Origin of the sequence: Sediminimonas qiaohouensis DSM 21189, from assembly GCF_000423645.1 — a bacterium.
GTDB lineage: Bacteria > Pseudomonadota > Alphaproteobacteria > Rhodobacterales > Rhodobacteraceae > Sediminimonas > Sediminimonas qiaohouensis.
The window spans coordinates 67,453-79,810 of sequence record NZ_AUIJ01000007.1; the positions used below are offsets into that span (position 1 = coordinate 67,453).

Annotated in this window: 8 protein-coding genes and 3 pseudogenes; 9 read left to right on the forward strand and 2 right to left on the reverse strand. The window is 59.8% G+C overall.

Annotated elements, in window-relative coordinates:
* Positions 1-22: 22 nt before the first annotated feature.
* Together G568_RS0108000 and G568_RS0108005 are read right to left on the reverse strand one after the other, a co-directional pair.
* Positions 23-916 carry an SDR family oxidoreductase gene (locus G568_RS0108000; protein WP_026757535.1) on the reverse strand — a complete coding sequence of 298 codons (894 nt, stop codon included), beginning with the start codon at positions 914-916 and terminating at the stop codon, positions 23-25.
* Between the two features lie 28 nt (positions 917-944).
* Entirely contained in the window at positions 945-1,757 is an 813-nt protein-coding gene (locus G568_RS0108005) for a DODA-type extradiol aromatic ring-opening family dioxygenase (protein WP_026757536.1), read from the reverse strand.
* A gap of 154 nt (positions 1,758-1,911) precedes the next feature.
* On the opposite strand from G568_RS0108005, the gene G568_RS0108010 reads away from it, so the two are divergent.
* The 9 genes and pseudogenes from G568_RS0108010 to G568_RS18510 all read left to right on the forward strand — a co-directional run bounded on the left by G568_RS0108010 (position 1,912) and on the right by G568_RS18510 (position 12,307).
* The gene (locus G568_RS0108010; protein WP_026757537.1) at positions 1,912-2,235 is read left to right on the forward strand and encodes a winged helix-turn-helix transcriptional regulator; all 324 of its coding nucleotides are present in this window, start codon (positions 1,912-1,914) and stop codon (positions 2,233-2,235) included.
* Positions 2,236-2,335: 100 nt separating this feature from the next.
* Positions 2,336-2,935, forward strand: a complete 600-nt coding sequence (locus G568_RS0108015) for a TetR/AcrR family transcriptional regulator (protein ID WP_037373859.1) — start codon at positions 2,336-2,338, stop codon at positions 2,933-2,935.
* 138 nt (positions 2,936-3,073) lie between these two features.
* On the forward strand, positions 3,074-3,628 hold the full coding sequence (locus G568_RS0108020) for a TetR/AcrR family transcriptional regulator (RefSeq protein ID WP_245582904.1): 555 nt from the start codon (positions 3,074-3,076) through the stop codon (positions 3,626-3,628).
* Between the two features lie 79 nt (positions 3,629-3,707).
* Positions 3,708-4,763, forward strand: coding sequence for an efflux RND transporter periplasmic adaptor subunit (locus G568_RS0108025; protein ID WP_245582905.1), 1,056 nt, complete (start codon positions 3,708-3,710; stop codon positions 4,761-4,763).
* Positions 4,764-4,797: 34 nt separating this feature from the next.
* Positions 4,798-7,887, forward strand: a complete 3,090-nt coding sequence (locus tag G568_RS0108030; RefSeq protein WP_026757541.1) for an efflux RND transporter permease subunit — start codon at positions 4,798-4,800, stop codon at positions 7,885-7,887.
* Positions 7,888-8,153: 266 nt separating this feature from the next.
* A pseudogene (locus G568_RS18500) lies at positions 8,154-9,186 on the forward strand (IS110 family RNA-guided transposase).
* Between the two features lie 326 nt (positions 9,187-9,512).
* Positions 9,513-10,533 (forward strand): annotated as a pseudogene (locus tag G568_RS18505) (IS110 family RNA-guided transposase).
* Between the two features lie 290 nt (positions 10,534-10,823).
* Positions 10,824-11,069, forward strand: a pseudogene (locus G568_RS0108045) (transposase); the annotation flags it as partial.
* A gap of 78 nt (positions 11,070-11,147) precedes the next feature.
* Positions 11,148-12,307 (forward strand): IS3 family transposase gene (locus G568_RS18510; RefSeq protein WP_157084333.1). Its coding sequence is split into 2 segments (ribosomal slippage): positions 11,148-11,400 and positions 11,400-12,307, totalling 1,161 coding nucleotides; the frame shifts between segments, so codons are not numbered across the junction.
* Positions 12,308-12,358 lie beyond the last annotated feature (51 nt).

Genomic DNA, 12,358 nt, shown 5'->3' on the forward strand with positions numbered 1-12,358 from the left:
AACCCCGCGACAGGACCTCTGGTTATCCTTGGCCAGTCACAGCAGCTGTGTTGGCTAGTAGAAAGTCGCGGACCGATTGCGGTTCGTGGCCGGTCAGTTCCTCCACGTCGCTGGTGGCCACGTCCAGACACCCTTCGGCGATGGCCATGTCGAAAGACGAAAACACATCCGCCATGAATTCCGGCAGGCCATTCCCGACCATTGCGGACACCAGGGCGTCACGGGTGATCGGGACATAAGGGATTTCCTTGCCGGTGACCTCGGACAGGATCGCGGCGATGTCGGATTGACCAACGGTTTCGGGCCCTGTGACATCGCGGACTGTCGACCCGGTCTCGTACAGAAGGGCGGCGGCGGCGGCCCGTGCGCAATCGGCGCGTGTCACATAGCCCGCCTTGCCGGCCCCCGCCGCGGCATAAAGCGCGCCCGCCCCGACAGCCTGTTGTCCATTCATCAGCAAGAGATCGGCATCGAGGCAGTTCCGCAGAATTGTATGAGAGATGCCCGTCTGCTTGATCAATACCTCCGTCTCGCGGTGATCTGCCGCAAATCCGATCGGGCTGTTCTCGTCCGGGTTTGTGAGAGAGGTATAGACGATATGCGATACACCGGCCTTCTTTGCGGCAGAGACGGCGTTCCTGTGCGCGGCGAGCCGTTTGCCCGGCTCGAGATCGTCGGTCGAGATGATCAGCAGCCGACCGCCGCCCTCAAAGGCCGTGCCGAGCGCGGCCGGGTCATTGAAATCACCGGCTCTGACGTCGACCCCCCGTTCCAGCAACGCGGCGAGCTTGTTCGGTGTGCGGGTGATTGCGACGATGGGTGCGGCCCCGCGCGCCAGCAGATTTTCGATGACCTGACTGCCGAGTTGACCGGATGCGCCGGTCACGATGAAGGGGCCGTTGATTGCCTTGGACATGTTGTGTGCTCCTCTCCAGGGTTTCTTTTCAGCCGAAGCGAAAGGCGCTTTCGACCGCGCCCGTCACATGATCCTCTAATGTCTTGATCCCGCGGTCCGCGCCTGCAGCCCCGGCCACGACATGCAGCGGGATGAAGTGTTCCTCGCGCGGATGCGCGTCGCGCGCGCCTGGGGCCTGCGCCCAGTTCGCCAGCATCGCGTCGCGGCTGGCAGTATCGTCGAGTGTGACCGCATCGCTCAGCCAGCGGTCGAAATCCGTTCCGGCGATGGCGCCCGTCGCCCCGCCATGCATCGCCCGCATCATCACCGCCATGTTGTGGTAGGTATTGCCCGATCCGATGATAAGAACGCCTTCGTCGCGCAGGGGCGCCAGTGCCCGGTCGGCCGCCAGATGCGAACTCGGGTCGAGATCGGCTCGCAGACTGAGCTGGACGATGGGAATATCGGCCTCTGGGAAAGCCATCTTCAGCGGCACGAAGACGCCGTGATCGAAGCCGCGTGCGGAATCGGCCCCGGTCTCAAAGCCCGCGCCCTCCAAAAGCTTACCCACACGGGCGGCCAAGGCGGGATCACCCGGTGCCGGCCAGGTTAGCTGATAGGTATGTGGCGGAAAGCCGTTGTAGTCGAACAGCAAGGCCGGTGCGGGGTTGGACTGGACGGTAAACTCACGCTCCTCCCAGTGACCCGAGATCACCAGCAGCGCTTTCGGCTTCGCCGGCAGGTTGGCGGGCAAGGTCTCCAGAAACTCGCGGTGCTTGTCCCAGGTATCAGGTGGATCCCATTCCATGAAAAAGCACGGGCCGCCCCCATGAGGAATGAAAAGAGTTGGCATGCGGGTCATGTCTGTCCGTCCCTCTGGGTTTGCAGGACACCTCCGGGTGCCATTTGACCACTACGGAATATTTGATTAATGGTGCATATTAAAGTAGGTACGGAAAAGTAACCAATCTTCAGAAGCGTGGATACCGATGCCCAAGACCCCACCACAGTGCCCGATGGATTCGATCCTGCGTCTGCTCATGGGGCCGTGGACGACCTATATCATCTGGGTCCTGAGCGATCAGGGGCCGCAAAGATTCGGTGCGCTGAAACGTGCCGTGCCCGGAATATCGACCCGCATGCTGACCGAACGCCTGCGGATGCTTCAGAGCGCCGGAGTCATCTGGCGCGAACAGGCGGAGACAATTCCGCCCGCGGTCACCTATGGCTTGACGCCGCGTGGCAACGACCTGCGAGGCGTTCTGGACACACTGGGACATATCGCGGAACGATGGAAGGATGAGGGTGTCTTTGCAGACGATAAATTGAGGGCTGTTTGAATGTGCCAACTCGACAAATGCGCGAGTGCGCAAGCTTTGAGGAAGGCAAGACATGTGACACAACGCGTTCGATATCACGTTTTGGCATCAGGTGATTGGCATGAGGCAAAGTAAAATTGCCGATGTGCTGAGCGGAGCCAAGGTGGTCTTTCTGAGGTGTGGCTTCGAAGGAGCCAACGTCGATGTGATTGCCGAGGAATCCAAGGTGTCTAAGGCGACGCTTTACGCCCACTTCCCCAGCAAAAACATGCTCTTTCTGAGCGTTGTGCAGGCTGAATGTGACAGGCTTTCGGCCGAGATTTCCCGGCCGCTTTCAAGCGGCGACGAACCGCGAGTTGTTCTGGAAGAACTCTCGCGGCGCATGATCGGGCTGGTCATGGATAATGACTACATTCGCCTTTTGCGTGCTTGCATTGGCGCGGTTGCGGTACTGCCCGAGGCGGGCGAAATATATATGGAAGCAGGTCCCAGACGGGCCACCAGAATTGTCGGGCAAGTCCTTCAAGGCCTCCATGAGGCGGGGTCATTGAAAGTGCACGATGCTCAAAGCGCCGCAAGTCAGTTTATCCATCTGTCTGTTTCCGGCGTCATCATGCCGCGAATGTTAGCCGTCGACCAGCCGATCGATGCGGTGGAGCATTCCAAGAGGGCGGTTGACGCGTTTCTAGAGATATATTCAGCGGTTATTAGCTTGGAGTGAAGGAGCCAACTACCCGCTTGCAGATGCTAACATGGAGGCCGCGGTATCCCTGCTCAGAGCAGATCTGACCGAACGCTTGACGCAGGTGCCTATGCAGTCTACCCGTCGCCGGAACTTAACCGACCGGACGGTACAGAGATGACGATGCAGAAGCACTCGGCGGAACCAAGAAACGCGGCTCCGAGAATTCTTGGTGCGGCGCGGACGATCGCCGCGCGTGAAGGGGCGGGAAAGATAACGATCGAAGCGGTCGCGAAGGAGGCGGGGCTCAGCAAGGGCGGCGTGCTCTACAACTTTCCGACCAAGAAGGCTTTGCTTTCCGGCCTGTTGGATCAGATGCTGGACGCGCATCGGGAGCACCTCGGGAAAGTGCCGGAGCGACATCCGTCGCGCACCTTGCGTGGTCATCTTGAGACAGTTCTGCAATCGCAGGAGGTGGACGACGACCTGTCCATGGCGATACTCGCGGCCGCCGCATCGGATCCGCGGCTGCTCGACCCGCTGCGGGCTGAAATGTCCGGCGACATTGAGCGTATCCTGACCGACACGCAGGACAATTCGGCTGCCATGATCGCCATTCTGGCAATCCAGGGGTTGCGGTTCCAAAGGCTTCTGAAGCTGCCGGAAGGCGGCGGGAATATCAGAGACCGCGTCATCGAACGACTAAGGACAATAATCGATGAACTCGAATAGTAAGAACCGAAATTGGAAACGGATCGCTTCAGTCATTGTGCTGGTGGCTACGGCGGCCTTGGCTGTGCCGTTCCTTCCGGTGGCCGTGACCGATGTATTTGCCCAAACGGAAATGTATGGCGGCGAATCCGATGCCGCCGCGACCGAAGCACCGCAATATGATCGACCGGTCACGGTCGAAGTGACCCGTGCACTCAGCCGCGTCATCAATCGCTCCCGCGCGGTTGCCGGTCGCGTCGAACCCGCCCGCACGGTGGACATTGCGTTTCAGGTGCCGGGTCAGATCATTTCTCTCGACGTCGAACCGGGCGACAGAATTCGCCAGGGCGACGTGATTGCGCAGCTCGATCAGGCCGATTTCAACCTCGCCGTCGATCGGGCCCAGGCATCGTTCGACCTTGCGAACTCCGAACTCAAGCGCGCGTCAAGTCTCGCCGAGCGGGGGGTCGCAGCCGATGCGCGTCTCGAAGCAGCGCGCGCCCAGTTCGCACAGGCGGACGTGGCGCTTAGGGAGGCCCGGCGGCGGTTGTCCCAGACAAAAATCGTTTCGCCCTTCGACGCGATGGTGGCGCGGACCTTTGTCGAGGAATACGTCAACGTCACTTCGGCCGCGCCCGTCGCGCGCTTGCAAGATGTCAGCGAGATGCGGATCATGATCTCGCTGCCGGAAGAGCTTGCGTCTCTCGCCCGGTCTGCGCCCGACGCTTTCGACATCGTTGCAAGTTTTCCCGCAGTGCCGGGATACACCGCGCCACTCGCATTGCGGTCGTTTGCGACCGATGCAGACCCGACGGCGCAGACCTACGACGTGGAATTTGCAATCACTGGTGATATAGATCCCCGCATCCTGCCCGGCATGACGGCGGATGTGCGTATATCGAACGCGTCCGAGGAAGATCGTCAGCAATCCGTCATCGTGCCGGTTTCGGCAGTGGACACGACGAGCCGAACCGACCCGTCCATCTGGGTTTACCAGGAATCGTCCGGCCAGGTCGCGCGCAGGACGGTCCGGCTGGGGCTTCCGTTCGATAACGAGATTGTCGTTCTGGAGGGCCTGGAGGGCGACGAACTGGTCGTTTCCGGCGGCTGGTGGCGGCTCAGGGACAATCAGACAGTGACGGTTTCGGGTCTCTGACCCCGGAATATATTGGCAGGACCCGGATAGACTTATGGCAATGAGCATCTCACGCGCGAGCATCAAGCGTCCTGTGGCGGTTTGGCTGGCCATCATCTTCTGCCTTGTCGGCGGCTATTGGGGGCTGAACACGGTGGGGCGCCTTGAAGACCCCAGCTTCACCCTCAAGACGGCGCTGGTCTTTGTGCCCTATCCCGGCGCCACGGCCGTAGAGGTCGAAGAAGAGGTCGCCGACGTCGTCGAGAACGCGCTTCAGCAGATGAAGCAACTCGACCGGGTGGAATCGAAGTCGATGCCGGGCATGGCCCAGATCACCGTCGAGATCGAGATGACCTATGGTCCGGACGAGATCCCGCAGGTCTGGGACGAGATGCGTCGCCGCATCAGCGACGTCGAGGGGGATCTTCCCGCCGGCGCGCGCGCACCCATCATCAACGACGATTTCGGCGACGTCTATGGCATGTTCTATGCGGTGACGACCGAAGGACTGAACCCGTCGGAACAGCGCGATCTGGCCACCACACTGCGGCTCGGGTTGGTCACCGTCGATGGCGTCGCCAAGGTCGAGGTCCAGGGTCTTGCCGAAGAAGTGATCAACATCTCGATTCCCTCTGCACGGCTCACGGAACTGGGCCTTCCGCCGAACCAGATCCTGGGTATTCTCGCCGACGAAAACCAGGTGTTCATGAACGGAGAGATTACCGAGGGCCCGGCCCGGATCAGCCTGTCGGTTCCGGCGGGCTATGTCAGCCCCGAAGGGATCGAGGAGCTTCGGCTCGGCGTGCCGGGACAGGTCGGGCAGGTGGCGGTCTACGATATCGCCCATGTGACACGCGAGGAGGCCGAACAGCCCAGTCAGGTCATTCGCCAGAACGGAGCCCCGGCTTTCACCCTGGGCGTGTCGGCACTGACGGACCGGAACGTAGTCGAGGTCGGCAAGGCGGTCTCGGCCCGGCTGGAGCGGCTCAAGGCCGGGCTGCCGGAGGGGGTCGAGGTTATTCCGATCTACGAACAGCACGTCGTGGTGGACGAGGCGGTTTCGAGCTTCCTCGTCAGTCTCGGACAGTCGGTCGGCATCGTCATCGCCGCTCTAATGCTGACGATGGGCTGGCGCGCGGGCCTTGTGGTGGGCGCGACGCTCGGGCTGACCGTCTTTTCGACGCTGTTCTTCATGTCGGTCTTCGGCATCGCGATGGAACGGATCAGCCTGGGCGCCCTGATCATCGCCATGGGGATGCTGGTCGACAATGCCATCGTCATCACCGAAGGGATGGTGATCGGCGTGGCGCGCGGCAAGTCCGCGGAAGACGCCGCAGCCGAAACCGAAACCGCCACCTCGATCCCGCTGCTCGGCGCGACCGTGATCGGGATCATGGCGTTTTCCGGCATCGGTCTGTCGCCCGACGCGACCGGCGAGTTCCTGTTCTCGCTCTTCGCGGTCATCGCGATCTCCCTGCTGATGAGCTGGGCGCTCGCCGTCACCGTCACGCCCTATCTCGGCAAGCTGCTGCTTCGGGCGCCCAGGCAGGTCTCGGACGATCCCTACAAGGGCGCGTTCTACGGGGCCTACCGCAGGTTTCTGTGGCTGGCGCTGCGGACCCGTGTGATTGTCGTCCTGCTGATCGTGGCCATCACCGTCTGGTCCGTGATGGCCTTCGGTCAGGTCAAGCAGGCCTTTTTCCCGGCATCGAACACCCCGATCTTCTATGTCCAGGTCCAGATGCCGCAGGGGACGGACATCACCGTCACCGACGCCGAAATGAAGCGGCTCGAACAGATGCTTCTGGCAGAGGATGGCGTGACAGGCGTTACAACGCTTGTCGGGCGAGGCGCGAGCCGTTTCATGCTGACCTATAATCCCGAGCAGGCGGATCCCAGCTACGGGCAACTTATCGTCCGGGTTGCCGACGCCGAGGCGATCCCGCCTATCGCGCAACGGCTGAACCGGGATCTTCCTGCCGAATTCCCCCACGCTCTGATCCGCGTCGAAGAGATCGTGTTCGGACCGCCTGCCGGGGCCGATGTGGCGGTTCGTTTCTCCGGTCCCGATCCGGTCATTCTGCGTCGGCTCGCGGATGACGCGATGCGGATTTACGAAGATGCCGGAACGATCACCAATCCGCGGACCGATTGGCGTCAGCGAGAGATCGTTGTCGAACCCATTGTCAACGAGTCGCGCATGCGCCTGGCGGGGGCGACGCGCAGCGCGATCGCGGACACCATCCGCTACGGATCGTCCGGTTTGCGCGTCGGTGAGTTGCGCGAGGACGACGAGGTGATCCCCATCCATCTCCGCCTCCCCGAAAGCGAACGCGATGGCGTTGACCGCCTTCGGGACCTGTCTGTGTGGTCCGATGGAGCGGGGTCCTATGTCCCAATGGCCAACCTTGTCGGGGAGTTCGAAACACGCCTTGTCGAGGCGCTTGTCCACCGGCGCGACCGCGAACGGACCATCAGCGCCCTTGGCGGTGCGCGCGACGACCTGACCGCGGATGAAGCCTTCCGAAGTGTCCGGGCCGAGATCGAGGCCCTCCCGCTTCCCGACGGATATACGATGGAGTGGGGCGGCGAATATGAAAGTGCCCAGATGGCACAGGAGAGTCTGGGCAAACAGCTTCCGCTGGGCTTCCTCGTGATGCTGACAATCTCGATCCTCATGTTCAACAAGGTCCGCCAGCCTCTGATCCTGTGGCTTGTCGTACCGATGTCTGTGACGGGCATGGTCCTGGGATTGCTGTTCACAGGGTTGCCCTTTACCTTCACGGCCCTGCTTGGCTTCCTGTCGCTTTCGGGCATGCTGATGAAGAACGCAATTGTTCTCGTTGAAGAGATCGACCTGCAACGCGCGGAGGGTGTTCCGGATTACAAGGCAGTCATTGACGGGTCGGTCAGCCGTCTGCGCCCTGTGGTGCTCGCAGCCGGCACGACGATCTTCGGGATGATCCCCCTCCTGCCGGATGCCTTCTTCGCGTCGATGGCGGTGACGATCATGGGCGGTCTCGCATTCGCTTCGGTTCTGACGCTTGTCGCCGTCCCGGTACTCTATGCGCTCCTCTTCCGTATTCGTCTGCCGAGGGCGGAGAAGGATGGAAGCGGTTCGCAAACCAAGAAGGCCTCTGCTTAATGCCGTGAGTCAGAACGACCCGATCGCACCCGAAATCTGATGACTTGAGATTTGCCGTCTATCTCGCTATCAATCTAACATCTGTTAGATTGATAGCGAGCAGAGCGGATGTCTGGTCCCTCGACCACCTGAAAATTGTCGAACTCGGTCATGTTATTGTCGGCCCGCTTTCGGCGGCTTTACTCTCTTCTGTGATGGCGTGGATACGCCCTCCCCACCGCTTCTGGTAGGATGCCGGAAGCGGATCACGAGGAAGGAGTAAACAGATGACACCAGCTTCACTTGTCGCGATAGATTTGGCCAAGAACGTGTTTCAGGTTAACGGCGTTGATGGTTCCGGCGCAGTTCTATTTCGGAAAAAGCTTGGCAGGGACAAACTGAGGGATTTTTTCGGAAGAATGGAACCGACAAGCATTGCCATGGAGGCCTGCGCAACGGCCCATTACTGGGCGCGCGAGCTCTCGGGCTTGGGGCATAAGGTGCGCCTGATCGCGCCCCAGTATGTAAAGCCCTTTGTAAAACGCCAGAAAAACGACATGGCCGACGCCGAAGCGATAGCGGAGGCGGCTCAACGTCCGTCAATGAGATTTGTGGAGGCAAAGTCCGAGGAACAGCAATGCCGTTCAGCACTGTTTCGTACCCGAGACTTGCTCGTTCGGCAAAGAACACAGCATTGTCAATGCATTGCGGGCACATCTTGCCGAATTCGGGGCAGTTGCCGCGAAAGGCATGGCGCAACTGACGCGCTTGGAGGCTGTCCTGAACGCCGATGATCATGATCTTCCGGAGGCAATCGCTTCGCTGGACCGGGTTTATTTGCAGCGGATTGAAGAGCTCACGGCACAAATCGATGACCTGACACAACAAATTCAGGCCGAAGGCAAAACGCGGCCAGAGCTTCGTCGTCTTCAGACGATGTCAGGTGTCGGCCCCTTAACCTCGGTGGCCATTGATAGTTTTGCGCCAGATATGCGGACCTTTCGGCGCGGGCGAGATTTCGCGGCTTGGCTTGGCCTGGTGCCGAAGCAGCACTCCTCTGGTGGGCGTGATCGCCTTGGCAAAACGTCGAAGATGGGTCAGAAAGATATTCGTAGATTGTTGATCTCCGGAGCCATGGCTGTATTGCAATGGGCCCAAAGGTCAAAGCACATCAAAGACCCCTGGTTGGCGAGAATGCTTGCTAAGAAGCCGCGCATGATGGTTGCGGTCGCATTGGCAAACCGCATGGCGCGTGGCTTGTGGGCAATGATAGTTAAAAAGCAGGAATTCCGGTTGTCGCGACAAGCCGCAGTGGCATGAACAATCCGCGGTATGTGTGACAATCGGATAGGCGAGGAAGACGACACCAGGTAAGGGAAAGCGCATCGATTAGGTCTGAAACGGGAAAACCATTGGCAACCAAAGGGACTTGATCCCGGTTCTGTGATTTGGATCCGTTTCACAAACGACCATACCGGCCCGCGGCGCATGGAACGTCGCAGAAAGAGGTCTGACACATGGAAGTACTCGATCCGTATCCTCAGCTTGGATTGTTGTTATTTTTCTTGCCAAACCGGGCGCAATGGTATGGACCCCGCTGCCCTCGGGCGGTGTATCTTGGAAATGCAAACAGGAGGGTGCATGCTATGGAAATCAAAAGAATCGGCCTTGACTTGGCCAAATACGTTTTTGAAGTTCACGCCGTCGACAACAATGAAAATGTCGTGCTTCGAAAGACGCTGAGACGCGAAGCCGTTGCGCAGTTCTTCGCCGAGCTTGAGCCTTGCGTTGTCGGGATGGAGGCTTGCTGCGGATCGCACTATTGGGCGCGTGTTCTGACTGATCTGGGGCACGAGGTCCGGTTGATCTCGCCTCAGTTTGTGAAGCCTTATGTCAAGTCGAACAAGAATGACCGCAATGACGCTGAAGCTATTTGCGAGGCGGTTGGCAGGCCGTCGATGCGGTTTGTACCGCCGAAGTCGCCCGAGCCGCTGGAAATTCAAGCGGTCCACCGTATCCGCCAGCGTGTGGTTGCAAATCGTACCCGGCTTGTGAACCAGGTCCGAGGTTTACTTGGGGAGCACGGTGTCGTGGTGCCGCGAGATATCAACCGCATTCGGCGTACCCTTAGTGAAATTGCGGACGGTCAGTCGGGGGGCTTTGGCGGGCTCTTTGTCGAGATGCTGCGCGACATCCGGGAGGAGCTGGCTGAACTGGATGCACGTCTCGCTGGCTACAATCAACGGATCAAAAGCCTCTACCGCTCCAATGAAATGTGTCAACGCATCGGTCAGATCGAGGGGATCGGTCCGATTACCGCAACAGCACTCGTCGCCGCGGTTGGCGATAAATCTTGCTTCAGAAATGGCCGCCAGTTTGCCGTTTGGTTGGGCCTGGTGCCAAAGCAGCATTCAAGCGGCGGAAAAGCGCGGCTATTTGGCATAAGCAAACGGGGCGACAGGTACTTGCGGACGATGTTGATCCACGGCGCGCGCGGTACTGGGCCGCTCGGCCGGAAAAACCGATACGCGAAGCCAGTGGATCAACCGGATGCGGAAAAGACGTCATCCGAATGTCGTTGCAGTCGCCTTGGCAAACAAGAACGCAAGGATCGTTTGGTCGCTTCTGTCAAACGATCAGGAATACAATCGCGGACACATGGTCTGAGCCAGGCTAAGAAGGACCAAGTCAAGGAGGACTGAAAGGAATATTGCAACATCTGCCGGGAGATGGAGAAGGGTCACGCCCGTTGCTTCTTGAACCTGATGTGTGGATCGGCAAGGTCAACACCAATGCCTTAGGGGCGATGAGGGAGAAGCAAGCGGAAATCCATCGGGGCTCGCGGCGATGATCAATCAGGCCGCCCTAAGAAGCCGGATATACATCAGCAATCGCGACCTTCGATCCAGAGCCAAACAGACCGTTGCAATTAGGCGGGGTCCATATATATCCCACATGGGCTGTTCGAAGGGGCAGTCAGCAAAGACGTGGTCAGCCGCGCCTGGCGCAAAGTGAAGGTCGACTGGGATGCCTGGGTGACACGCAGCCTGGCCAATGAGGACATCGTTCGGCTGATCCTCGACGGCACGGTGATCAAGACACGCATCGACAAGAAAGCCACCAACATCTCGGTTCTGGCGGCCATCGGCGTGCGCCGGGATGGCCAAAAAGTGCTGCTTTCGATTATGAATATGGGCGGCGATGACCTGCCCCCCAAAAACTGGGCCATTCAAAAAGAGAGTTTGTTTTCGTAACGTTCAAAGCAACGAGGAGAACAGACGATGCGCAAATCACGTTTCACCGAAGAACAGATTGTGGGGATTTTGCAGGAGTATGCGGCCGGGGCAAAGGTTTCGGAGCTGTGCCGCAAGCACGGGATGTCGGATGCCACGCTGTATAAGTGGAAGGCCAAGTATGGCGGCATGACGGTTTCCGAGTTGCGGCGGCTGAAGGATCTTGAGGCCGAGAACGCCGAGCTGAAGCGTCTCTTGGCCGACGCGATGCTCGACAACGCGGGCCTGAAGGGGCTGCTGGCAAAAAACTCCTGACGCCTGCGCACCGCCGCGCCGCAGTGAGGAAGCTGATGGACGAGCATCGGTTCACGGAACGGCGGGCGTGCAGGCTGGTCGGGATTTCAAGGTCGAGCCTGGCCTATCGGGCGCGACCAGATCGCCACGCGCGGCTGAGAGAGCGCCTGATTACCTTGTCAGGCAAGCACCGGAGGTATGGCTATCGCATGCTGCATGCAAAACTCGTCCGCGAGGACTTCAGGGTGAACGTCAAGGTCGTCGAGCGCATCTACCGCGAAGAACGGCTGTGGCTGCGCCGCACAAAGCGCAAGAAGATCCCGCGCGAGGGGCGTGAGGGAGCCTGGTGCCCAATCGCACCCAACCAGCGTTGGTCGCTCGACTTCACCAGCGATGCTCTGGCCAACGGTCGCAAGTTCCGCACAGCCAACCTCAAGGACGACTGCACCCGGGAGTGCCCGGCGATCGAGGTGGACTTCTCGCTTCCGGGAGAGCGGGTCGTGGACATGCTGGAACGCGTGGCCCGTGAACGGGGCTACCCCGATATCCTGGTCGTTGATAATGGCCCGGAACTGCGTGGGCGGGCGCTGGATGGATGGGCTGATGATCACGGCGTTCAGCTCTATTTCATCGACCCCGGCAAACCGACCCAGAACGCCTATATCGAAAGCTTCAACGGGCGATACCGCGAGGAATGCCTGAACCAACACTGGTTCACCAGCATCGGAGAGGCCCGAAAGATCATCGAGGACTGGAGGATCGACTATAACACAGAGCGCCCGCACAGCAGCCTGAAGTATCAAACACCGGAGGAATTCGCAGCCGCGAGGCCCTTCGACAAAACACAATGGGCGCAGCCGCTTGAGCTACCTGACGGCTCCGCGCCTGCGCCCATTGCTCACGCCGCCGAATGATGGCAAACAGAAGGAGAACAGGCTCGACTTAAGGGTGGCCCTGAAAAAAGG